General features: G+C 70.6%; 24 protein-coding genes. 16 read left to right on the forward strand and 8 right to left on the reverse strand.

Annotated elements, in window-relative coordinates; genetic code table 11:
• Window positions 1-1,471, reverse strand: a 1,471-nt coding sequence (locus JWN97_RS04095) for a M81 family metallopeptidase (protein ID WP_297618711.1), incomplete at its 3' end; no start/stop codon positions are given.
• A gap of 310 nt (window positions 1,472-1,781) precedes the next feature.
• Between JWN97_RS04095 and JWN97_RS04100 the strand changes: the two genes are divergently transcribed.
• Together JWN97_RS04100 and JWN97_RS04105 are read left to right on the forward strand one after the other, a co-directional pair.
• The gene (locus JWN97_RS04100; protein ID WP_297618714.1) at window positions 1,782-1,985 is read left to right on the forward strand and encodes a cold-shock protein; all 204 of its coding nucleotides are present in this window, start codon (window positions 1,782-1,784) and stop codon (window positions 1,983-1,985) included.
• Window positions 1,986-2,169: 184 nt separating this feature from the next.
• Window positions 2,170-2,337 (forward strand): hypothetical protein, encoded by a 168-nt coding sequence (locus tag JWN97_RS04105; RefSeq protein WP_297618717.1) that lies wholly within the window; start codon window positions 2,170-2,172, stop codon window positions 2,335-2,337.
• Window positions 2,338-2,382: 45 nt separating this feature from the next.
• Here JWN97_RS04105 and JWN97_RS04110 read toward each other — a convergent pair whose 3' ends face one another.
• Window positions 2,383-3,438 carry a hypothetical protein gene (locus JWN97_RS04110; protein ID WP_297618720.1) on the reverse strand — a complete coding sequence of 352 codons (1,056 nt, stop codon included), beginning with the start codon at window positions 3,436-3,438 and terminating at the stop codon, window positions 2,383-2,385.
• A 42-nt stretch (window positions 3,439-3,480) separates the two neighbouring features.
• Between JWN97_RS04110 and JWN97_RS04115 the strand changes: the two genes are divergently transcribed.
• The 5 genes from JWN97_RS04115 (at window position 3,481) to pstB (ending at window position 8,594) form a co-directional block, all read left to right on the forward strand.
• Window positions 3,481-4,338 carry an NUDIX hydrolase gene (locus JWN97_RS04115; RefSeq protein ID WP_297618723.1) on the forward strand — a complete coding sequence of 286 codons (858 nt, stop codon included), beginning with the start codon at window positions 3,481-3,483 and terminating at the stop codon, window positions 4,336-4,338.
• Window positions 4,339-4,531: 193 nt separating this feature from the next.
• On the forward strand, window positions 4,532-5,656 hold the full coding sequence (gene pstS, locus JWN97_RS04120; RefSeq protein ID WP_297618727.1) for a phosphate ABC transporter substrate-binding protein PstS: 1,125 nt from the start codon (window positions 4,532-4,534) through the stop codon (window positions 5,654-5,656).
• A gap of 111 nt (window positions 5,657-5,767) precedes the next feature.
• Entirely contained in the window at window positions 5,768-6,700 is a 933-nt protein-coding gene (gene pstC / locus JWN97_RS04125; protein WP_297618730.1) for a phosphate ABC transporter permease subunit PstC, read from the forward strand.
• Window positions 6,697-7,788 carry a phosphate ABC transporter permease PstA gene (pstA, locus tag JWN97_RS04130; RefSeq protein WP_297618733.1) on the forward strand — a complete coding sequence of 364 codons (1,092 nt, stop codon included), beginning with the start codon at window positions 6,697-6,699 and terminating at the stop codon, window positions 7,786-7,788. Before pstC ends, pstA begins: the two co-directional genes overlap by 4 nt.
• A 26-nt stretch (window positions 7,789-7,814) precedes the next feature.
• The gene (gene pstB / locus JWN97_RS04135) at window positions 7,815-8,594 is read left to right on the forward strand and encodes a phosphate ABC transporter ATP-binding protein PstB (protein ID WP_297618736.1); all 780 of its coding nucleotides are present in this window, start codon (window positions 7,815-7,817) and stop codon (window positions 8,592-8,594) included.
• Between the two features lie 99 nt (window positions 8,595-8,693).
• Here pstB and JWN97_RS04140 read toward each other — a convergent pair whose 3' ends face one another.
• From JWN97_RS04140 to JWN97_RS04155, 4 genes are all read right to left on the reverse strand, one after another.
• On the reverse strand, window positions 8,694-9,689 hold the full coding sequence (locus JWN97_RS04140; RefSeq protein ID WP_297618739.1) for an inorganic phosphate transporter: 996 nt from the start codon (window positions 9,687-9,689) through the stop codon (window positions 8,694-8,696).
• A gap of 5 nt (window positions 9,690-9,694) precedes the next feature.
• Window positions 9,695-10,312, reverse strand: coding sequence for a DUF47 family protein (locus JWN97_RS04145; RefSeq protein ID WP_297618742.1), 618 nt, complete (start codon window positions 10,310-10,312; stop codon window positions 9,695-9,697).
• Between the two features lie 114 nt (window positions 10,313-10,426).
• Window positions 10,427-12,604 (reverse strand): RNA degradosome polyphosphate kinase, encoded by a 2,178-nt coding sequence (locus tag JWN97_RS04150; RefSeq protein WP_297618745.1) that lies wholly within the window; start codon window positions 12,602-12,604, stop codon window positions 10,427-10,429.
• Window positions 12,605-12,651: 47 nt separating this feature from the next.
• Window positions 12,652-13,014: a DsrE family protein gene (locus tag JWN97_RS04155; protein WP_297618748.1), complete on the reverse strand. Its 363-nt coding sequence runs from the start codon at window positions 13,012-13,014 to the stop codon at window positions 12,652-12,654.
• Between the two features lie 22 nt (window positions 13,015-13,036).
• Between JWN97_RS04155 and JWN97_RS04160 the strand changes: the two genes are divergently transcribed.
• The 3 genes from JWN97_RS04160 (at window position 13,037) to JWN97_RS04170 (ending at window position 14,983) form a co-directional block, all read left to right on the forward strand.
• The gene (locus JWN97_RS04160) at window positions 13,037-13,531 is read left to right on the forward strand and encodes an FABP family protein (RefSeq protein ID WP_297618751.1); all 495 of its coding nucleotides are present in this window, start codon (window positions 13,037-13,039) and stop codon (window positions 13,529-13,531) included.
• A gap of 72 nt (window positions 13,532-13,603) precedes the next feature.
• Complete coding sequence (locus JWN97_RS04165) at window positions 13,604-14,038, forward strand: Fur family transcriptional regulator (RefSeq protein ID WP_297618754.1); 435 nt, start codon at window positions 13,604-13,606, stop codon at window positions 14,036-14,038.
• A 9-nt stretch (window positions 14,039-14,047) separates the two neighbouring features.
• The gene (locus JWN97_RS04170) at window positions 14,048-14,983 is read left to right on the forward strand and encodes a glycine cleavage T C-terminal barrel domain-containing protein (RefSeq protein WP_297618756.1); all 936 of its coding nucleotides are present in this window, start codon (window positions 14,048-14,050) and stop codon (window positions 14,981-14,983) included.
• A gap of 19 nt (window positions 14,984-15,002) precedes the next feature.
• Here JWN97_RS04170 and mshD read toward each other — a convergent pair whose 3' ends face one another.
• Window positions 15,003-15,824: a mycothiol synthase gene (gene mshD, locus JWN97_RS04175; protein ID WP_297618760.1), complete on the reverse strand. Its 822-nt coding sequence runs from the start codon at window positions 15,822-15,824 to the stop codon at window positions 15,003-15,005.
• A gap of 23 nt (window positions 15,825-15,847) precedes the next feature.
• Entirely contained in the window at window positions 15,848-16,579 is a 732-nt protein-coding gene (locus JWN97_RS04180) for a response regulator transcription factor (RefSeq protein ID WP_297618763.1), read from the reverse strand.
• Between the two features lie 79 nt (window positions 16,580-16,658).
• Here JWN97_RS04180 and JWN97_RS04185 point away from each other — a divergent pair, with 79 nt between their 5' ends.
• From JWN97_RS04185 to JWN97_RS04210, 6 genes are all read left to right on the forward strand, one after another.
• A complete protein-coding gene (locus JWN97_RS04185; protein ID WP_297618766.1) occupies window positions 16,659-16,919 on the forward strand; it encodes a MoaD/ThiS family protein in 261 nt (86 codons plus the stop codon).
• A gap of 113 nt (window positions 16,920-17,032) precedes the next feature.
• Window positions 17,033-19,225, forward strand: a complete 2,193-nt coding sequence (locus JWN97_RS04190) for a carboxypeptidase-like regulatory domain-containing protein (protein ID WP_297618769.1) — start codon at window positions 17,033-17,035, stop codon at window positions 19,223-19,225.
• Window positions 19,226-19,328: 103 nt separating this feature from the next.
• Entirely contained in the window at window positions 19,329-19,784 is a 456-nt protein-coding gene (locus JWN97_RS04195) for a thioredoxin family protein (protein WP_297618772.1), read from the forward strand.
• A gap of 281 nt (window positions 19,785-20,065) precedes the next feature.
• Window positions 20,066-20,551 (forward strand): DUF4395 domain-containing protein, encoded by a 486-nt coding sequence (locus JWN97_RS04200; protein ID WP_297618774.1) that lies wholly within the window; start codon window positions 20,066-20,068, stop codon window positions 20,549-20,551.
• A 46-nt stretch (window positions 20,552-20,597) separates the two neighbouring features.
• Window positions 20,598-21,461, forward strand: a complete 864-nt coding sequence (locus tag JWN97_RS04205; RefSeq protein ID WP_297618777.1) for a sulfurtransferase — start codon at window positions 20,598-20,600, stop codon at window positions 21,459-21,461.
• Window positions 21,461-21,631: DUF1416 domain-containing protein (locus tag JWN97_RS04210; protein ID WP_297618779.1), on the forward strand; the 171-nt coding region annotated here is incomplete at its 3' end. The genes JWN97_RS04205 and JWN97_RS04210, both read left to right, overlap by 1 nt.

Genomic DNA, 21,631 nt, shown 5'->3' on the forward strand with positions numbered 1-21,631 from the left:
CGCCGGCGAGCGGGTCGACGTCCGAGACGTCGTCGAGCGGGAACATCGGGCGCTGGACGCGGCGGTGACCGAGGCGGGCGAGGTCCTGGTCGACGCCGCCCGGTGTGAGCGCGAGCATCCAGTCGGCCGCCATCTCGAACAGCTCGGGCTCGAGGTAGCCGATCTTCACGACCACGATGTCGGCGGCTCGTGGGTCCAGCCCGAGGCGGGTGAAGTCCGCCTCGAGGTGGTAGGGCCGGCGTCGTCGCGTGAGGACCACGTCGACCGCCGGCGTGCGGATGACGACCTCGAGGTTGTCCTCCGACGCGACGACCGCGAGCACCTCGCCGGCCACCTCCACCGGCGGGGACGGTCGGTCGTCGACCCGCGCGCCGAGCACGAGACGTACGTCGGCCCCGACCCCCGCCTCGGCGGCCGCCAGCGCACCCATGGCATCGGGGATCGAGGCGTAGATCGCGCGCTTGCCGCTGCTCGCCAGCTCCTCGCTCGCCAACAGCTCGGCCAGGGTCCAGGTGACGTCACCCGCCCCGCCCGCCGTCGGGTTGTCGCCGGAGTCGGAGACGAAGTAGGGCCCCGTCGGTGCCGCGACCGCCGCCGCCAACACCTCTGCGAGCGTCCCCGTCGGGGCGACGAAGCCGAACTCCTCGCGCTGCGCCCACAGCGCTCCGGCGAGCGCGGTCGCCTCGGCCATCGCCAGCTCGGCGTCGTCCCCGACGACCATCACCACCGCGCAGTTGCGCGGCTCGTCCGCCCACGGGTAGCCGATCCAGATCCCGGCGTCGAGGATCCCGTCCAGAGCCTCGATCGCCGGCACGCGAGCGTACAGGCTCGTCGCCGGCTCCTGCCGGGTGCTGGTCATCTCGCCCGGGAGCAGGATCGGCACGGGCACCCACGCCTTCGCCGGCCGGCGTCGCCCGTCCGGCAGCGCGAGCCGGTCGACGAGGTTGCGCGCGGCCCGCTCCTTGGTCTCCTGCCAGTCCACGTGCGGGGCCGTGCGATAGGTCGTCAGCAGGTCGACGGTCCCGGCGAGCGTGCGGGACACGTTGCCGTGCAGGTCCATGCCGCTGCTGATCAGGCAGTCCGGTCCCACCACCGCGCGTACGGCGACGGCGAGGTCGCCCTCCATGTCGTCGAGGCCCACCACGCCGGCGGCACCGTGGATGTCGAGCACCAGGCCGTGGAGCGGCGACTCGGCGACGAGGGCGACGAGCCCCGCGAGGATCTCGGCCTTCAGCAGCGCGTAGTCGTCGGCGGGGATCGCGCCACCGGCGATGCTGCGGGCCTGGAGGACGCCGATCCAGTCGGCCCGGTCCGCCAGTGCACCTCCGTCGCGCCAGAAGTCCCAGGCGTCGAGGACCTCGCGGCCGCGGCGCGGAGCGAGCATCGCCGCGGTGGTCAGGGCCGGGGAGAAGGTGGAGGCCTCGAGGCTGATGCCGCAGACGGCCACGCGGGGGAGGGGCGGACGGGTCACGGGACGGATCGTGTCAGGGGGCGTGTGTCAGGGGGGCGGGTCAGGGGGATTCGTCGAGCCCCTCGGCGAACCCGTTGGCCCAGAGTTCACACTAGGTGACATCCAGACGGTGACGCCGGGCGATTTGTTGGTATCGTGGGTGGTGCAACAGGTGCAAGTTCCAGCAGGTCGACGCCCGCGGAGTTTGTGATCCAACGGCGTTTCTTCTTCGGGCTTTTCCAGCTTGTGAGTCGGAGCGACGTGTCACCGCACTTGGTGTGGAGCTGTCGAAGTGATGGCTTCTCGTTCCGATAACAGGAGTACCGAGCACATGGCTCAAGGCACCGTGAAGTGGTTCAACGCCGAGAAGGGTTTCGGCTTCATCGCGCAGGAGGACGGCGGCGACGACGTTTTCGTGCACTACTCGGCCATCCAGTCCAACGGCTACAAGTCGCTGGACGAGAACCAGAAGGTCGAGTTCGACGTCACGCAGGGCCCCAAGGGTCCGCAGGCGGAGAACGTCCGTCCGGTCTGACCGGCTGACTCTGGACCTGTCCCAGATCTGGTCAAGACTCTGGCCCCTCCCCCCTTGCGGGGTGGGGCCAGAGTTGATTTCGAGGGACACTAGTAGCACGTTCGGGTCATACCCCGGCGCGGGACGTTCCGCGACACTTGACCTGACACCTACAGTCGAATGATCCAGCAGGAGGGAGGGTGACGTGCACGACCAGTTCGACGTGACCCTCGAGGACGGCGACCTGCTCGGCGAGGTGGAGCTCACCACCACGCTGATCATCGCGGCGAGCGAGTCCGAGGACCACCTGTCACAAGAAGAGATCGACCGGCTGCTGGGCGTGAAGCCCCGCCGGTCGGAGGAGTCGTCCTGACCTGTCGCTGACGCGACTGCTGGTGCGACGGGCGACCCGCGTACGTCAGCAGGTGGCCCAGAGCACCGGCCCGCTCGTCAGGTCGGAGAGCACGTACTCCCCGTCGTGGGGCTGGAGGTCGAGGGTGATCGCACGTCCCTGCGAGCTCGCCTCCTGCACCGAGTAGCGGTCGGCGAAGTCGCCGCCCTGCCCGGGCGCCGGCCCTGCGGCCAGCTGCGCACGCGCGTCCGCGTCGCCCGGCGCGTCGTCGGCGTCCTCGACCTCCATGACCGCGCGGAGGTCGCCGCCGGCCAGCAGTCCCATCGCGAAGCCGGTGAGCGGGTGCACGCCGCCGGCCGCCTCGACGAGCTGGTCGGCCTCGGCCCGGGCATCGTCGTCGGCCTGCGACATGGCGAGGTGCTCGCAGGCGTACGCGCCGTCGTACACCGCGGCGGCGAGCGGCTCGCCGAGACCGGAGGCGAGGTCGGCCAGGCCGTCGGCGGAGTCGGCGTCGCCGCTCACGACCCGGCTGACCTGCTCGAGGTAGGAAGCCTGGTCGGAGGAGAGGACGAGGTGGCGATCGGCCAGCAGCACGAAGTGCTGCAGCTCGGGGGTGAGGCCCTGGCCGACGCCGGTCAGGACGTCCGGACCGCCGACCCACACGCCGTCCTCCTCGTCGGGCTCGGTCCAGCCCAGCGCGGCGAGGCGGCCGGCGATGTCATCCATGTCGACGTCGTCGCCCACGCCCATCACCTCCACCGCACCGTCGGGCGACTGGGCGAGGAGCTCCCAGGCGAGGGTGGCGGGGGAGATGCCCAGCTCCGACTGCATCACGCCCGCAGAGGTGCCGAGGGCCGACATCGCGGACAGGTCGGCGCCGAAGGCGTCGCCCATGAAGGCCTCGACCTCCTCCGCGGTGGAGTCGGCGGTCAGGTCGGCGCCCAGCTCGCGGCGTACGCCCGTCCAGTCGGTCCACGAGACGCGACTCGTGTCGGCCGGGACCACCGACAGGGCCCGGGCGATCGGCGTGTCCGGCGTGAGCAGCCGCCACGCGGCCAGGCCGGCGACGAGCACGACGACCACGGCCACGGCCACGAGGGCGACGACGGCACGACGCGACACGGACAGTCTCCTCGGATGGGTGAGTGGTGTGAGACTACGTCCATGGAGCTCCGCGACGTGCGCGCTGCTGGCGCCGTGGTGACGCGCAAGGGCGGCGACGTGCTGCTCGTGCACCGTCCCAAGTACGACGACTGGTCCTTCCCCAAGGGCAAGCTCGACCCCGGGGAGCACGCGGTCACCGCCGCGGTGCGCGAGGTGGCCGAGGAGACCGGGCTCGACGTACGGCTCGGCCCCGCCCTCACCTCGCAGCGCTACCGGATGTCCAACGGCCGCTGGAAGTCGGTGGCCTACTGGACGGCCCGGGCGGTCGGCAGCGACGACGTCAGCCGCTACCGCGTCAACGACGAGATCGACGCCGTCGAGTGGGTGGCGTGGCGGGACGCGGCCCTTCGGCTCACCTACGCCTACGACCGCGACACCCTCGCCGAGGCGCGACCCCTGCGCCGCAGGACGCGGGCGCTGGTCGTGCTGCGCCACAGCAGGGCGCGGGCCCGCGGCGGGTGGAAGAAGGACGACCGCCAGCGCCCGCTGGTCCAGCTCGGCGAGAACCAGGCCCAGCGACTGGTGCCGCTCCTCGCGGCCTTCGACGTGACCTCCGTCCACAGCTCGTCCAGCGCCCGCTGCGTGCAGACGGTGACGCCGTACGTCGACACGACCGGCTGGTCCGTCAAGGTGCACGACGAGCTGAGCGAGGAAGGTGCCTCGACCAACGACATCGTCGAGCTGGTGGACGCGCTGCTCGACGCCGGGGAGAGCACGGTCGTGTGCACCCATCGACCGGTGCTGCCCACGGTGCTCGACGCCCTGCGGCTGCCCGAGGTCACCCTGGAGCCCGGCGCGATGCTGGTGGCCCACCACCGCAGGGGCCGCGTCGTCGCCACCGAGGTCGTGGACCCGTGACTTGTAGTACTGCGCAGGGGCCGTCGTCAAGGTCGACGAAGCGATTTCATGTGATCGTCGTCTCACGCCCCGGCGCCTGACGCCATCCGGCCCGGTCGAGTTCACCGGCCGTTCACCGACGGCGCCGTGCTCGTTCTCCTGACGTGCTTACCGTCCCGGTGTCAGCAATCATCAGACTTCAGGAGCACTCGAAGTGAACCGCACTTCCTTCCGCAAGGCGCTCGCCCCCAGCATCGCCGTGCTTGCCCTCTCGATCTCGCTCACCGCCTGCGGTGCCGGCAACGAGAGCGACGCCGGCTCGGCCAGCGACGGCTCGTCCGAGGCCACGGGCGGCCTCTCCGGTGATCTCAACGGCGCCGGCGCGTCCTCGCAGGAGAAGGCCCAGGGCGCCTGGGCGACCGGCTTCCAGGGCATGAACGACGGCAACGTGACCGTCAACTACGACCCGGTCGGCTCCGGTGACGGCCGCACCAACTTCATCGAGGGCGGCGTCAGCTTCGCCGGCTCCGACTCCTACCTCAGCGACGACGAGGGCGAGCTCAGCGGTGCCAAGGAGCGCTGCAACGGCGAGGACCCGATCGAGGTCCCGGCCTACGTCTCGCCGATCGCGGTGGCCTTCAACGTCGAGGGCGTCGATGCCCTCAACCTGGACGCCGACACGATCGCGCAGATCTTCGACGGCAAGATCACCACCTGGAACGACCCGGCGATCGCCGACCAGAACCCCGACGCGACCCTGCCGGACCTGACGATCACCCCGGTCCACCGCTCGGACGACTCGGGCACCACCAAGAACTTCACGGACTACCTCGGCAAGGCCAGCGAGTCCTGGTCCTACGAGGCGGAGGACGCCTTCCCGGTCAAGGGAGGCGAGGCTGCCGAGGGCACCTCGGGTGTCATCTCCGCCGTCTCGGGCGGCAAGGGCACCATCGGCTACGCCGACGAGAGCCAGGTCGGCGACCTGTCGGTCGTGTCGGTCAAGGTCGGCGAGGAGTACGTCGCCCCGTCCGCCGAGGGTGCTGCCCTGGTCGTGGAGTCCTCCCCCGCCGCCGAGGGCCGCGCCGACGTCGACATGGCCGTCGACATCGACCGGACGACCACCGATGCGAACGCCTACCCGGTCGTCCTCCTCAGCTACCTCATCGCCTGCCAGACCTACGAGGACCAGGCCGAGGCCGACCTCGTCAAGGGCTACCTGTCCCACATCGTCTCCGACGAGGGCCAGCAGGCGGCGTCCGAGGAGGCCGGCTCCGCGCCGCTCTCCAGCTCGGTGGCCGAGAAGGCCCAGTCCATCGTGGACACGATCTCGGCTGGCTGACCTACTGGTCGGGCGGCTGTCCCGGCCATCCAGTGTCGTGTGCGGCGGGTCGGGACACCGGCCCGCCGCATCGCCGCATGAAACGACTGAATGAGGTACCACGTGGCAACCATGGGTGTTGCTGAGAGCACAGGCCGGGCGAAACCGCGCCTCGGCGACAGGATCTTCTCCCACGTCGCCCTGGCCGCCGGGATCGCGATCCTGGTGGCGCTCGCCGGCGTGTTCATCTTCCTGGCGATCGAGGGCGTGCCGGGTCTCGCCAAGCCCGCCGAGTTCTACGGCAGCGCCAACAGCTTCGCGGGCTACGTCGCGCCGCTGCTGTTCGGCACGGTCCTGGCCGCGGTCATCGCCCTCATCGTCGCGGTGCCGCTCGCGTGGGGCATCGCGCTGGTGGTGAGCCACTACGCGCCGAAGTCCGTCGCGACGCCGATCGCCTACGTCATCGACCTGCTGGCCGCCGTCCCGTCGGTGGTCTTCGGGCTGTGGGGCATCAGCGTGCTCGCCCGCCAGCTGCAGCCGGCGTACGTCTGGCTCGACGAGAACATGGGCTGGCTCCCGTTCTTCGCCGGTCCCGCCTCGGGCACCGGGCGCACCATCCTCACCGCCGGCCTGGTGCTGGCGATCATGATCCTGCCGATCATCACCGCGATCTCGCGCGAGGTCTTCGCGCAGACGCCGACCCTGCACGAGGAGGCCGCCCTCGCCCTGGGCGCCACGCGCTGGGAGATGATCCGGATGGCCGTCTTCCCCTACGCCAAGTCCGGCATGGTGTCGGCCGTGATGCTCGGCCTGGGTCGCGCGCTCGGCGAGACGATGGCCGTCGCGATGGTGCTCTCCGCAGGTGGCGGCATCTCGCTCAACCTGATCTCGAGCAGCAACCCGGCCTCGATCGCGTCCAACATCGCCTCCAACTACAAGGAGGGCACCCCGGGCAAGATCCAGGTGCTGATCGCGACCGGCCTGGTGCTCTTCCTCGTGACGTTCCTGGTCAACTTCGCGGCCCGCTGGATCGTCACCCGCAGCGAGCGGAGGCTCGCACGATGAGCATCTCGACCGCTCCGATCCGCACGTCGCCCGACGCGGTGTCGTTCACCCAGGCCAAGCTGCCGCGCCTGGCGCCGGCCCTCGTCGCCGTCGTCGCGATCGCCGCGGGGGCGCTGCCCGTCCTGATCCTGGGATGGGCCGTCGTCGCGTGGCCGCTGCTGGCCGGCGTCGTCTTCCTGGTCGCGCTGCCCTCCTGGGCGCGCGTCGTCGAGGGGCGGCGCGGGGCCACCGACCGCCTGATGACCGGACTCGTCTGGTCGGCCTGCGCCGTCGCGATCGTCCCGCTCGTCTCGCTGCTGTGGACGGTCGTGGAGCGTGGTGCGCCGGCGATCAGCTCCACGTTCTTGACGTACTCGATGTACCGCACCGACCTCGACCAGGAGGTGGGCATCTACCACGCGCTGATCGGCACACTGCTGATCACGCTGTTCGCGGCGCTCATCTCCGTGCCGGTCGGGATCATGGCGGCGATCTACCTCATCGAGTACGGCAAGGGCAGCCGCCTCGCGGGCTGGATCACCTTCCTGGTCGACGTGATGACGGGCATCCCGTCCATCGTCGCCGGCCTCTTCGCCTTCTCGCTGTTCATCCTCGTCTTCGGGCCGTCCACCCGCGTCGGGATCGGCGGCTCGGTGGCCCTCTCGCTGCTGATGATCCCGGTGGTGGTGCGCTCGACCGAGGAGATGCTGCGGCTCGTGCCCGCCGACCTGCGGGAGGCGGCGTACGCCCTGGGGGTGCCGAAGTGGCGCACCATCGTCCGGGTCGTGCTCCCGACGGCGCTCGGCGGCATCGTCACGGGCGTCACCCTCGCCATCGCCCGCGTCGTCGGCGAGACCGCCCCGCTGCTCCTGATCGCCGGGCTCACGACGAGAACCAACGTCAACGTGTTCTCGGAGCGGATGACCACGCTCCCGGTGCTGATCTACACCCAGAACGCCAACCCCGGCATCGCCGAGACCCCCGGCGGCACCCCGCCCGGGATCGAGATCGCCTGGGGTGGTGCGCTCGTGCTGATCGTGATCGTCATGGTGCTCAACCTCGTGGCGCGCATCATCGGCAAGATCTTCGCCCCCAAGACCGGCCGCTGAGCCAGAGACAAGAGAGACTCACCCCCATGGCCAAGAGCATCACCGTCGACGACCTCGACATCTACTACGGCGACTTCCTCGCCGTGCAGGGTGTCAGCATGACCATCAAGGCACGCTCGGTCACCGCCTTCATCGGACCCTCCGGCTGCGGCAAGTCCACCATGCTGCGCTCGCTCAACCGGATGCACGAGGTCATCCCCGGTGCCCGCGTCGAGGGCAAGGTGATGGTGGACGGCCAGTCGCTCTACGACAGCGCCGTCGACCCGGTCGCCGTACGCCGCCAGATCGGCATGGTCTTCCAGCGGCCCAACCCGTTCCCGACGATGTCGATCTACGAGAACGTCCTCGCCGGCAACCGCCTCAACGCGAAGAAGATGAAGAAGGCCGAGGCCGACGACATCGTCGAGCGCTCCCTCAAGGGCGCCAACCTGTGGAACGAGGTCAAGGACCGCCTCGGCAAGCCGGGCATGGGTCTCTCGGGTGGGCAGCAGCAGCGCCTCTGCATCGCCCGCGCGATCGCGGTCGAGCCGCAGATCCTGCTGATGGACGAGCCGTGCTCGGCCCTCGACCCGATCTCCACGTCGGCCATCGAGGACCTGATCCACGAGCTCAAGTCCGACTACACGAGCGTGATCGTCACCCACAACATGCAGCAGGCCGCGCGCGTCTCCGACGAGACCGGCTTCTTCAACCTGAAGGCGGCCGGGGAGCCCGGCCACCTGGTGGAGTTCAACTCCACCCAGAAGATGTTCGCCAACCCGGACAACGAGTCCACCGAGGCCTACATCTCCGGTCGCTTCGGCTGATCGGACCCGGGCCACGGCACGCGCAGCGCGCTGGACCGTCCGGCCTGCCCGACCGTCCCTCGATACGTGGTCAGGTGGGCGGTGGGAACCCCGGCCGGCTCAGGGGAGGAAGAGGTGCGCGACGCCGTAGCAGGTCGCGGCGGCGAGGGCGGCGGCCGGGAAGGTCAGCACCCAGGCCGTCAGGATCGACTTCGCGACACCCCAGCGGACCGCGGAGAGTCGCTTGGTCGCGCCCACGCCCATGACGGCGGAGGTGATGGTGTGGGTGGTCGAGATCGGCGCCTCGAAGACGTACGACGTGGTGTAGAGCACCGATGCCGCCACCGACTCGGCCGCGAAGCCGCGGGGCGGGTCGAGATGGATGATGCGGCGACCCAGGGTGCGCATGATGCGCCACCCGCCCGACCAGGTGCCGAGCGAGATCGCGGTCGCGGCCGCGATGATCACCCAGAGCGGGAGGCCGTCGGACTCGGCGGCGTAGCCACCGGTCACCAGCGCCAGGAAGATCACGCCCATCGTCTTCTGGGCGTCCTGGAGCCCGTGCCCGAGGGCCATCGCGGCCGCGGAGATGGTCTGCGCGATCTTGAAGCCGCGGTTGGCGCGGCCGGGGTTGGCGTTGCGGAAGATCCACATGATCGCGAGCATCAGCGCGAAGCCCAGCGAGAACGCGACCACGGGCGAGACGAACATCGGGATGACGACCTTCTCGATGACGACCGCCCAGTTGGCCGTCACGCCGGCCGCGAGCGCCGCGCCGACCAGCCCCCCGATGAGGGCGTGCGAGGAGGAGGACGGCAGGCCGTAGTACCAGGTGATGAGGTTCCAGGCGATCGCACCGAGCAGGCCGCACATGACGATCACCAGGCCGTGGCTGCCGGGCCCCGGATCGATGGTGTCCGAGACGGTGTGGGCGACCTTCTGGCCCAGGAACGCGCCGACGAAGTTCATGACGGCGGCCATCGCCAGCGCCACGCGGGGCTTGAGTGCGCCGGTGGACACCGACGTCGCGATCGCGTTGGCCGCGTCGTGGAAGCCGTTGGTGTAGTCGAAGACGAGGGCAACGACGACCACGGCGATGATGATGCCGATCTCCATGCCGGTCAGGACTCCTTGACGGCGATCTGCTCCACGATGTTGGCGACCTTCTCGAACGCGTCGATCGCCCCCTCGAGGGACTCGACGATGTCCTTGAGCTTCATGACCTCGAGGGCCTCGTGCTCGCCGCTGAAGAGGTTGGCCAGGATGCGGCGGTAGGACTTGTCGCCCGTGTTCTCGAGGCGGTTGATCTCGATCCAGTACTCGTCCAGCGAGCCCATCGACTCCAGCGACGGCATCGCCGCCGAGGTGAGCTCGGCGCAGCGCTGCAGCACCTCGACCTGCTGGGTGGACTCCGGCGGCAGCGAGGTGACCTCGTAGAGGAGGATCAGGTCGACGGCCTCGTCCATCATGTCCATCACGTCGTCGAGCGCCGAGGCGAGGGCGTAGATGTCCTCGCGGTCGAACGGCGTCACGAAGGTGCTGTTGACGCGCCGGATGATCGAGTGGGTGGTCTCGTCGGCGGCGTGCTCGGCCTCACGCATGCGCTGCGCGATCTCGGCCTTCGAGCTGCCGTCGGCCAGCATCTCGCTGAGGAGCTGTGCTCCGACGACGAGGTGACCGGCCGCCTCGCTGAAGAGGTCGTAGAACGAGCTGTCGACAGGGCGGAACTTCAAACGCACGGTGAACTCCGAACGGGGGGCGGATGAACCGGGATCATGCTAGGGGGTGATCGGCTCAACGACGCAACCGCGAGTCCCCTTCGGGCCCCGGTCCAGTGCCCGTCCGGGCGTCGGTCAGCGGCGGCGGCTGCGCTGGCGCGCGATAAGCTCGTCGTGCAGGTGTCGCTCCCCGGCGTGCAGGTGCCACTCACCGTCCGAGTCGAGGTCCCAGGCCGTGGTCCCGGGGTCGAGCGCGAGGTCGAGGAGCTCGCCCACCTCCTCGATCACGTGCTCGGCGCGCAGGCGTACGAGCACCTCGACGCGGCGGTCGAGGTTGCGGTGCATCATGTCGGCCGAGCCGATCCAGGCAGCCGGCTCGCCACCGTTCTCGAACCAGAACAACCGGCTGTGCTCGAGGAACCGGCCCAGGATCGAGCGGACCCGCACGGTCTCCGAGAGGCCGGGTACGCCGGGGCGCAGCGAGCAGATGCCGCGAATCACCAGCTCCACGCGCACGCCGGCCTGCGAGGCGAGGTAGAGCGCGTCGATCACCGCCTCGTCGACCACCGAGTTCGCCTTGATCCGGATGCCCGCGGGCCGGCCCGCCTCGAGGTGGGCGACCTCCTGGTGGATCTGCGCGATGAGCCCGTCGCGGACGTTGTCCGGCGCGACCAGCAGGTGGTCGTAGGTCTTGTTGCGGCTGATCCCGGAGAGGTTGTTGAAGAGCAGCGCCACGTCCTCGCCGATCTCCGGGTCGGCGGTCAGCAGGCCGAGGTCCTCGTAGAGGCGGGCGGTCTTGGGGTTGTAGTTGCCGGTGCCGAGGTGGCAGTAGCGGCGGATGCCCTCGGGCTCGTCGCGCACCACCATCGAGAGCTTGCAGTGGGTCTTGAGGCCGACGAGCCCGTAGACGACGTGGCAGCCGGCGTGCTCGAGCTTGCGCGCCCACCGGATGTTGGCCTGCTCGTCGAAGCGCGCCTTGATCTCGACGATCACCAGCACCTGCTTGCCGGCCTGGGCCGCGTCGATGAGCGCGTCGATGATCGGGCTGTCGCCGGAGGTGCGGTAGAGGGTCTGCTTGATCGCGAGCACGTGCGGGTCGGCGGCGGCCTGCTCGAGGAATCGCTGCACCGACGTCGCGAACGAGTCGTAGGGGTGGTGCAGCAGCACGTCGTGCCGGGCGACCGAGTCGAAGACGTCGACCGGTGACGCCGACTCGACCTCGGCCAGGCTCGGGTGCGTCGAGGGCAGGAAGGCGGCGTACTTCAGGTCGTCACGCGGCAGGTCGGCGATGGAGTGCAGCCCGGTGAGGTCGAGCGGGCCGGGGAGGGAGACCACCTCGTCGCGGCCGACCCCGAGCTCGGAGACCAGGAGGTCGAGCACCCTGGGATCGATCGACTGCTCGACCTCGAGGCGAACGGGAGCGCCGAAGCGGCGCCGCAGGAGCTCCTTCTCGAGGGCCTTGAGCAGGTTCTCGGCGTCGTCCTCCTCGACCTCGAGGTCCTCGTTGCGGGTGACCCGGAACGTGTGCGCGCCGAGCACCTCCATACCGGGGAAGAGCTTCTTGAGGTGCTCGCCGATGACGTCCTCGATGGGCACGAAGCGCTGGTTGCCGAGCCCGACGAAGCGGCCGAACGTCGGCGGCACCTTGACCCGGGCGAAGTGCTCCGTGCCGGTCTTGGGGTGGCGTACGACGACGGCGAGGTTGAGCGAGAGGCCGGAGATGTAGGGGAAGGGGTGGGCGGGGTCGACCGCGAGCGGGGTGAGGACGGGGAAGATCCGGTCCTTGAAGAGCTTCTTGCAGACCTTCTGCTCCTCGCGGTCCAGCTCCGACCACCGGACGATCTGGATGCCCTGGCCGCCGAGCTCGGGGAGCAGGTCCGCCAGTGCGCGGGCATGCCGCTCCATGAGGGCGCGGCAGCTGGTCCACAGCTGCTCGAGCTGTTCGCGCGGCATCAGCCCGCTGGCCGCGCGCACCGCGACCCCGGCGTCGATGCGGCGCTTGAGGCCGGCCACGCGGACCATGAAGAACTCGTCGAGGTTGCTGGCGAAGATCGCGAGGAACCGGGCCCGCTCGAGCAGGGGCAGCCCGGGGTCCTCGGCGAGCTCGAGGACGCGCTGGTTGAAGCGGACCCAGGAGATCTCGCGGTCGATGAAGCGGTCCTCGAACTTCTCCACGGCCTCGATCTGCGCGGCGTCGGGGGCGTAGGGCGGCTCGACGTCGAACGTGTCGGTCGGGTGGCCGAACGGCTCCGAGACGGGGCCTTCCTCGACCGACGGCGAGACAGCGCTGGTCAGGGTGGCCGGGTCCGTCATGGCCCAAGTGTGGCACCGGCAGGTGAACGCGGGGTGACGTCGCGAACTCAGTAGACCAGGGCCTGGACCCCGTCGCCCAGGACCAGCTCGGCGAACACCGCTGCCCCCGCGATCGTGACGCCCTCACGGAGGTCGCCCGCGACGATGCCGCGACGGGCCGCACACTGCGAGCACACCGTCACCGATCCGGTGGTGAGGACGGCGGCCATCAGCTGGTCGAGGGGAGTGGCGAGGTCGAGGTCGAACTCCTCCGCGCGGCCCGGGACGCCGAACCACGCCGCCTCCCCGGTGAGCCAGAGGGAGATGTCGGCGCCCGACGCGGCGGCCGCCGCTGCGACCGTGAATGCCTGGTTGCAGCGCTCGGCGTCCTCCGCCCCGCAGGTGACCTTGACGACCAGTGATCGAGCCATCCGCCCAGACTAGAGTGCTCCCATGCCCTTCGAGCTGCCGGACAACCTGCACCCCAACTGCGGCCCCGTGGCGTGGCTGCTGGGCACGTGGCGCGGCAACGGCCACGGTGCCTACCCGACGATCGAGTCGTTCGACTTCGGCCAGGAGCTCATCTTCACCCACGACGGCCGCCCGTTCTTCCACTACATGTCGCGCGCCTGGATCGTCGACGCGGAGGGCGAGTTCATCCGCGACGCGGCGATGGAGACCGGCTTCCTGCGGTGCCCCGAGCCCGGCAAGGTCGAGTTCCTCCTCTCGCACAACATCGGCTTCTCGGAGATCTGGTACGGCGCGGCCGAGGGCGGCAAGGTCGAGATCCACACGGCCGGCGTCTCCTTCACCGAGACGGCCAAGGAGGTCACCGGCGGCTCGCGGATGTACGGCAACGTCGAGGGCGACCTGCTCTACGCCTACGACATGGCGGCCGTGGGCCAGGAGCTGCAGCCGCACACGTGGGCCCGACTACAACGAGCATGATCCACACCCCGCGACGTCCTCTCCTCCGCTGCGCTCCCCCGAACGAGCGCCGCGGGGACCCCGGACCGCGCGATGAGTGACGACCTCGCCGCCCGGCTGCGGGAGCAGGGCCTGCGCCTCACGCCCCAGCGCCGGCTGATCCTGCAGGCCGTCGAGGAGCTGCGGCACGCCACGCCCGACGAGGTGCTGGCCCACGTGCGCAGCCGGGTGAGCTCGGTCAACGCCTCCACCGTCTACCGCACCCTCGAGGTCCTCGAGGAGCTCGGACTGGTGCGGCACACCCACCTGAGCGACCGCGCCCCGACCTACCACTCCACCAGCGAGCACGAGCACGTGCACGTCGTCTGCCGCCGCTGCCACGTCGTGCGCTCCTACGACCCCGCCGTGGTGGCGCCCCTCGTCGCAGCCCTCGGCGCGGACGGCTTCGTCGTCGACGTCGGCCACCTCGCGGTGTTCGGGGAGTGCGCGGACTGTGCGGCGCAGGCCCCGCCGGACACCCCGACCTAGACTCGAGTCATGGTCAGTCCCCTCCTCGCCCTTCCCGGGGCCGTCGCCGGTGACGGCATCGATGCGCCGGTGGCGGCGCACTACGGCTCCTTCAACACCGAGCAGCGCAGCCTGGCCTCCGGTGACGGGTTCGTCGACCTGTCGCACCGTGACGTGCTGCGGATCACCGGCCCCGACCGGCTGTCCTGGCTGCACAACCTGACCACCCAGTTCTTCGAGGGCCTCGCGCCCGGCACCTGGACGCAGGCGCTGGTGCTCAGCCCCCAGGGCCATGTCGAGCACGCCTTCGCCGGCGTCGACGACGGGGAGTCCTTCACCGCCCACACCGAGCCGGGTGCCGGCGAGGCGCTGGTGGCGTGGCTCGAGCGGATGAAGTTCATGACGCGCGTCGAGGTCGCGCTCGTCGACGACCTCGCCGTGATGTGGCGCCCCGGGGACGGTGCCGGACGCTACGACCTCGTGCCCCGCGACCGCCTCGAGGCGTACGCCGCCGCGGCCGGCCCGGCGTGCGGCCTCTGGGCCTTCGAGGCGCTGCGCATCGAACGCGGGGAGCCGCGATTCGGCATCGACACCGACCACCGCACGATCCCCAACGAGGTCGGCTGGATCGGCCCGGCGGTGCACCTCGACAAGGGGTGCTACCGCGGCCAGGAGACCGTCGCGCGGGTCCACACCCTCGGCCGGCCGCCGCGCCGCCTGGTGCTGCTCCACCTCGACGGCTCCGAGAACCGGCTGCCGCCCGCCGGCTCGCCGGTCTCCCACGAGGGCCGCGACATCGGGTTCGTCGGGTCGAGCGCCCGCCACCACGAGCTCGGTCCCATCGCGCTGGCGCTGGTCAAGCGCAACGTCCCGGTCGACGCCACCCTGGTCGTGGACGAGATGCCCGCCGCCCAGGACGTGGTCGTGGATCCCGAGGTCGGGCTGCACGTCCGCCCGCTGCGCTGACCGCCCGCCGTACGCCGCGCTAGCCGGTGCGGCGACGGCGGACGTACTGCACGTGGGTGTCGGCGTCGGCGTGCTCGAAGCCGAGGCGCGAGTAGACCGCGACGGCCGGCGCGTTGTCCGACTCGACGTAGAGCAGCACCTCGGCCACGCCGAGGCCGGCCAGGTGGTGCAGGCCGGCGAGCGTGAGCAGCCGGCCGAGCCCGCGGCCCTGGGCACGGGGCGCGACGCCGACGACGTAGACCTCGCCGAGCCGGTCGTCGTGCTGCTTGGTCCAGTGGAAGCCGAGCACCGCGGTCTCGTCCTCGACGACGAGCAGCCCGGCCGCGTCGAACCACGGCTCGGCCATCCGGCGGGCCAGGTTGTCCGCGTCCATCGCCCCCTGCTCGGGGTGGTCGGCGAAGGCCGCCGCGTTGACGGCCACGATCGCGGCGGCGTCGGTCTCGCGGTAGGAGCGGACCTCCACGCCGGCCGGTGGCTCGAGCGGCGGCAACGTGAGCGCCGCGTCGCGCCGCATCACCCACAGGTCGCGGACCCGGTCCCACCCGTGGGCGGCGGCGAGTGCGGCAGCAGCGGGGTGGTTGCCGTGCGACCACGCGGCCAGCGGGTCGTCGTACGACGCTGCCTGCCGCAGCAGTGCGGTGCCCGCGCCCTGCCGTCGGTGACCGGGGTGCACGGCCAGGCTGAGGTCGCCGTCGTGGACGAGCGCGAAGCCCGACCGGTCGACGACGACGCTGGCGACGCCGTCGGCCAGGGCGATCCGCGCGGCCTCGTCCAGGGGCGACGCGCCGTCCGCGGCCTCGGCCGCCTCGGCGATCCGGATGACCTCGGCGACCTCGTCCACGCGGTCGAGACTAGCGGCCGCGCTCAGGCGTCGGTCGTCGACCGCGACGGACTCGGCTGCTGCTCGACATCCTTCTCGCGGGTGGGCACCACGAAGCGGTAGCCGACGTTGCGGACCGTGCCGATGTGGTGCTCGTGCTCGGTGCCGAGCTTGGCGCGCAACCGGCGTACGTGGACGTCGACGGTGCGGGTGCCGCCGAAGTAGTCGTATCCCCAGACCTCCTGCAGCAGCTGCTCGCGGCTGAAGACCCGGCCCGGGTGCTGGGCGAGGTACTTCAGGAGCTCGAACTCCTTGTAGGTGAGGTCGAGCGGCCGGCCGCCGATGCGCGCGGTGTAGGTCGCGTCGTCGACCACCACCTCGCCCCGGCGGATGACGTGGGCCGCCGGGTCGTCGGGGGAGGAGGCGCTCGAGCGCCCGATCGCGAGCCGGATCCGCGCGTCGAGCTCGGCGGGACCGCAGGTGTGCAGCACGACGTCGTCCATGCCCCAGTCGTGCGCGACGACCGCGAGGCCGCCCTCGGTGACGACGAGGAGGACCGGTGCCTCGGTGCCCGTGGTGCGGATCAGGCGGCACAGGTCGCGGGCCGCCGCGAGGTCCTGGCGTCCGTCCACGAGGACCAGGTCGGCCTCGGGGGCGTCGAGCAGGGCACTGCCCTGGGCGGGGAGGATCTTGATGGTGTGCGACAGGAGCGCGAGTCCCGGCAGGACCTCGGCGGAGGGTTGCAGCGCGCTCGTGAGCAGCAGCAGTGCGCTCATGGCTGGGCCTCCTCGTGCCGGCGGATGAGCAAGGATAGCCCGCATGGGTGACGCAACAGGGCGTGTTCAGGGTCGTGAGATGGTGACGGTCCGCTACTGGGCCGGGGCGCGCGCGGCCGCGGGGACGGCCGAGGACCGTTTCGACGTCGTCGGCGAGGTGACCCTCGACGGCCTGGTCGCGCTGGTCCTCGAGCGTCACCCGGACGACCGGATGGCCCGGACCGTGGCGGTGTGCTCCGTCCTGGTCGGCGAGCGTCCGGTCCGTTCGCAAGACCCGGCGACGGTGATCGTCACGCCCGGGGACGTCGTGGAGCTGCTGCCTCCGTTCGCAGGCGGATGAGCGCCGCAAACCGTTCGTGGTACAACTGCGTTCGAGAGGCCTCCAACGGGGGATGGCCCGCCGTGTCGGTGCATCGTCGTGCCGACACGATGATGTCCGAGGGGGACAACAGAATGTCAAGCACACACGGGGCAACCCTGACGCGCCTCGTCGCAGGTGGCATTGCCGCCGCGACCGCGGTCGCCGGGTTCACTGTCGGGCTGGCAGCGCCGGCCCACGCAGCACCGGTCGGCGTCACCACCACGCTGACCGACCCAGCGGGCAACGGCCTCGACGGCCACGTCGCGGCCTACGCCTTGCAGCCGGACGGCTTCTACGACTTCGCCAACAGTGCCGTCGTCGCTGACGGACTCGTCAGCATCAACGTCGAGCCGGGCACCTACAAGTTCCAGTTCCAGGACGAGGACCGCGTCTTCGCCTCGGAGTACTACAACGACAAGCAGGACTTCGAAGCGGCCGACGCGGTCGTGGTCAGCGGCCCGACGACGCTGGCACCGGTGGCCCTCGCGGCGCGTGCGACCCTCGCCGGCCAGGTCGTGTCCCCCACGGGCAAGGCCATCGAGGACGCGACGGTGGAGATCTACAACGCCGCCGACGACACCTTCGAGACGTCTGCCCGCACCAAGGCCGACGGCACGTGGGCCGTCGGCGTGGACGCCGGGTCCTACAAGGCCTTCTTCGCGGCCAGCGGCTACGCGTTCGAGTACTACAGCAACAAGCCGACCCTCGCCACCGCCGACGTCGTGGGCGCCGGCGCCAACCTGGGCCAGGTGACCCTGTCGAGGGGCAGCGTCGTCCAGGGCGGCATCGTCAACACGTCGGGCGCGCCGCTCGAGCGGGCCCAGGCCACCGTCTACACGCCGGACGGCCAGCAGGTCTCGAGCGACCTCACCGACGCCACGGGCAACTACCGCGTCGAGGGAGTCGCTCCCGGCACCTACGTCGTGCAGTTCACCGACCCGGTCGGCGAGTACCTCTCGGAGTGGAACAGCGACAAGCCCGACCGCGCGACGGCCGACGTCGTCGAGGTCGGCGTCGACTCCATCGTCTCGGTCAACGCCGCGCTGGCGCCCAACCCCGCCGCTGCGATCGACCCCTCGACGGTCGACGTCTCCGGCGCCGTCGTCGACTCCGCGGGCGCCCCGGTCATCGGTGCCCAGGTCGTCGCCTACGACACCCCCGGCGACGCGGACAAGCCCGCCGCCGTGGACTCGGTGCGCACCAACCGGGCCGGGTTGTACTACTTCACCGACCTGTCGGAGACGTCCGAGACCACCTTCAAGGTCCAGGCGAGCGACACCCTCCCCCGTGAGGACGGGCAGTACGACCGGATCGCCCGCTGGTTCGGCGGCGCCCAGACCTACGACGTGGCCGCCACGGTCACCAAGCCGGCGGGCGAGGTCAACGTCACGCTGGCCCTCACCGGCGGCATCAGCGGCACCATCACCTCCGAGTCGGGCCTGCCCGTCGAGGACACCGCGGTGCGCTTCTTCGACGAGAAGGGCAACCCGCTGGACGAGACCCAGGCCTACGCCGAGGAGGACGGCACCTACCTCAGCACCAGCCTGGTGCCGGGCACCTACAAGGTCCAGTTCATCGACTTCAACGCGTTCAGCTTCTTCGGCAACGCGGGCGATGTCCGCGCCCACGCCCCGGAGTGGTACGACAACACGTCGTTCAGCAAGGCGCGTGAGATCACCGTCAAGAGCGGCCAGACCGTCACCGGCATCAACGCGGCCTTGTCGCAGGACCTGCGCACCTTCCGCAAGCCGGAGATCAACGGCAAGCCCTACCTCGGCGGCAAGGTCCGCGCCTTCCCGGGCGTGTGGTCGCTCGACAGCGGGACGACGTACACCTACGAGTGGCTGATCGGCGACACGGTCGTCGCCACCGGCAGCAGCTACCGGGTCACGAAGGCCGCGAAGAACAAGCGGGTCACCCTGCGCGTCACGGCCGAGAACGGCACCCTCAACGGCAGCGCCCTGGTCTCCAGCCAGGTCATCAAGAAGAAGCCGAAGGTCAAGATCTCAGTCAAGGGCACCCAGGCCTCGGTGACCGTGTCGGCCAAGAAGGTCAAGGCCAAGAAGTTCAAGGGCTCGGTCGTGGCCAAGAAGCTCGTGCGCACCGACGAGTACGGCGCCCCGGTCTACAAGAAGATCGGCAAGGGCAAGCTGCGCAACGGCAAGGCGTCGCTGACGCTGAAGAAGCTGGCCAAGGGCAAGAACAAGGTGGTCTTCGAGATCACGCTCAAGGGCGGCAAGTACGGCGATGCCGAGGTCGCGAAGACCATCAAGGTCAAGCGCTGACGCATTCGCTGCACCACGCAGCAGGCGGGGCCCCGGGACTGCTCCCGGGGCCCCGTCCCCGTTCCTGCCGGAACAATTCTCCCGGCACCCTCGTTGGCCCTCTGTGACCACCGGAGCCTGGATCGTCGTCGCCGCCGTCGTGCTGGCGCTCGTGTTCGGCCTGTGGCGGGCCGCGACCGACGGTCGCTTCCGCGGCACGCACGCCGTACGTCGTCCGCGCGGGGCCGACGTCCCGGGGCCGGGCACGACCCCCGCGGGCGCCGAGCTCGTGGCGACCGTCGGCCAGGAGCTGGGGGAGCGGGCCACGCTGCTCCAGTTCTCCAGCGCCTTCTGCGCGCCGTGCCGGGCCACCCGCCGGGTGCTGGGCGAGGTCACCGCGCTGGTCCAGGGGGTGGCGCACGTCGAGGTCGACGCCGAGCACCACCTGGACGCGACGCGTGCCTTCGGCATCCTGCGCACACCCACGACCGTGGTGCTCGACGCCTCGGGCGTCGAGGTCACCCGTGCGACCGGTGCGCCCACCCGCGACCAGGTCCTGATTGCGCTGGCGCAGGCGTGATCTCACGATATGGATGCAAAGGCCACATCGTGAGACATGGAGCGCGGCTGCGCCGCGGTGCGCCTACTGTCGTCGTCATGTCCTCGACCATGCTCACCAAGCGCCGCGCAGTGGATCACTGCCGCGTGCGCTCGGCGCTGTGTCGAATGTCCTGACGGGTCTGCCAGCTCTCTCTGCCTAAGTCTATGAGATTACTGGACTAAACTGGCGAGGACCCGTGCGCTGCGCACCATCCCAGCGCGCCCGGCGCCATGCCGGGCCCGACCACTCGCAGGAGCGACATGTCCACCACCCACACCGGCGACGCCGCGACGCGGCGCACGTCCCCCGGCGTCCCCAGCCCGCCCCAGGGCGCCATCGACCCGCGCGGACCGCAGTTCACCGCGGCGCTGACCGCCGTCGTCCTGGTCGCCGTGCTGCTGCTGCCGTCGCCGGCCAACGTGGTGCTCCTCGCCGCGCAGGCCGTGCTGTTCGCGATCGGGGCTCTGCGCGGGGTGCAGGCCACGCCACACGCCTGGCTGTTCCGCACCGTCGTCCGGCCCCGTCTGGCGCCGCCGACGGAGTGGGAGGCCCCGGAGCCGCCGCGCTTCGCGCAGGGCGTCGGCCTCGCCTTCGCGGTGGTCGGCCTCGTGGCCTTCCTCGCCGGAGCCACGGTCGTGGGCCAGGTCGCCGTCGGCGCCGCGCTCGTGGCCGCGCTCCTCAACGCCGTCTTCGCCTTCTGCCTGGGATGCGAGGTCTACCTGCTTCTCCGTCGCGCGACCGCCTGATACCACCACCACCACGACTGTTCACCACAGCAAGGAGCACACCACCATGAGCCGCGAGAACTCGCTCGTCACCGCCCAGTGGGTCGAGGACAACCTCGACACCGACGGCATCGTCCTCATCGAGGTCGACGAGGACACCAGCGCCTACGACAAGGGCCACATCAGGGGCGCCATCAAGCTCGACTGGACCACCGACCTCCAGGACCAGGTCCGCCGCGACTTCGTCAACAAGGCGCAGTTCGAGGCCCTCCTGTCCTCGCGCGGCGTCAGCAACGACGACACCGTGGTCCTCTATGGCGGCAACAACAACTGGTTCGCCGCCTACGCCTACTGGTACTTCAAGCTCTACGGCCACCAGGACGTCAAGCTGCTCGACGGTGGCCGCAAGAAGTGGGAGCTCGACTCGCGCGAGCTGACCGACGAGCTGCCCACCCGCGAGAAGACATCGTACACCGCGCAGGAGCAGGACCGCTCGATCCGCGCGTTCCGCGACGAGGTCGTGGCCGCGATCGGCTCGCAGAACCTCGTCGACGTGCGCAGCCCCGACGAGTACGCCGGTCGGCTGCTCGCCCCTGCCCACCTCCCGCAGGAGCAGGCCCAGCGTGCCGGGCACGTCCCGACCTCGGTCAACGTGCCGTGGAGCAAGAACGCGAACGACGACGGCACCTTCAAGTCCGACGAGGAGCTGACCGCGCTCTACGACGAGGTCGGCTTCGACACCTCCAAGGACACCATCGCCCTGTGCCGCATCGGGGAGCGCTCGTCGCTCACCTGGTTCGTGCTCAAGGAGCTCCTGGGCCGCGAGAACGTGAAGAACTACGACGGCTCCTGGACCGAGTACGGCTCCCTCGTCGGTGTGCCCGTGGCCCTCGGTGACGAGCCCGGCCAGGTCGACGGGCAGGATGCCTGATGTGCGGCGCCACTGAGGGCGGGCTCTCCCTGGACGGCGTGAACGTCGCGAAGGAGGCCATCATCCAGGGCCAGGTCACCCGGGACAGCCAGCCGGTCGGGAACGCCTACGTGCGGCTGCTGGACCGGACGGGCGAGTTCACCGCCGAGGGGCCCACGTCGGCGACCGGG

The organism is Nocardioides sp. (genome assembly GCF_025965415.1).
Taxonomy (GTDB): domain Bacteria; phylum Actinomycetota; class Actinomycetes; order Propionibacteriales; family Nocardioidaceae; genus Nocardioides.

Coding starts and splice junctions, on each gene's coding strand:
- JWN97_RS04190 (WP_297618769.1), top strand. CDS start 17,033: ATGTCAAGCACACACGGGGCAACCCTGACGCGCCTCGTCGCAGGTGGC.
- JWN97_RS04200 (WP_297618774.1), top strand. CDS start 20,066: ATGTCCACCACCCACACCGGCGACGCCGCGACGCGGCGCACGTCCCCC.
- pstC (WP_297618730.1), top strand. CDS start 5,768: ATGGGTGTTGCTGAGAGCACAGGCCGGGCGAAACCGCGCCTCGGCGAC.
- JWN97_RS04180 (WP_297618763.1), bottom strand. CDS start 16,579: ATGAGCGCACTGCTGCTGCTCACGAGCGCGCTGCAACCCTCCGCCGAG.
- JWN97_RS04150 (WP_297618745.1), bottom strand. CDS start 12,604: ATGACGGACCCGGCCACCCTGACCAGCGCTGTCTCGCCGTCGGTCGAG.
- JWN97_RS04170 (WP_297618756.1), top strand. CDS start 14,048: ATGGTCAGTCCCCTCCTCGCCCTTCCCGGGGCCGTCGCCGGTGACGGC.
- JWN97_RS04155 (WP_297618748.1), bottom strand. CDS start 13,014: ATGGCTCGATCACTGGTCGTCAAGGTCACCTGCGGGGCGGAGGACGCC.
- JWN97_RS04185 (WP_297618766.1), top strand. CDS start 16,659: ATGGTGACGGTCCGCTACTGGGCCGGGGCGCGCGCGGCCGCGGGGACG.
- JWN97_RS04100 (WP_297618714.1), top strand. CDS start 1,782: ATGGCTCAAGGCACCGTGAAGTGGTTCAACGCCGAGAAGGGTTTCGGC.
- JWN97_RS04115 (WP_297618723.1), top strand. CDS start 3,481: ATGGAGCTCCGCGACGTGCGCGCTGCTGGCGCCGTGGTGACGCGCAAG.
- JWN97_RS04160 (WP_297618751.1), top strand. CDS start 13,037: ATGCCCTTCGAGCTGCCGGACAACCTGCACCCCAACTGCGGCCCCGTG.
- JWN97_RS04165 (WP_297618754.1), top strand. CDS start 13,604: ATGAGTGACGACCTCGCCGCCCGGCTGCGGGAGCAGGGCCTGCGCCTC.
- JWN97_RS04205 (WP_297618777.1), top strand. CDS start 20,598: ATGAGCCGCGAGAACTCGCTCGTCACCGCCCAGTGGGTCGAGGACAAC.
- pstB (WP_297618736.1), top strand. CDS start 7,815: ATGGCCAAGAGCATCACCGTCGACGACCTCGACATCTACTACGGCGAC.
- pstA (WP_297618733.1), top strand. CDS start 6,697: ATGAGCATCTCGACCGCTCCGATCCGCACGTCGCCCGACGCGGTGTCG.
- JWN97_RS04140 (WP_297618739.1), bottom strand. CDS start 9,689: ATGGAGATCGGCATCATCATCGCCGTGGTCGTCGTTGCCCTCGTCTTC.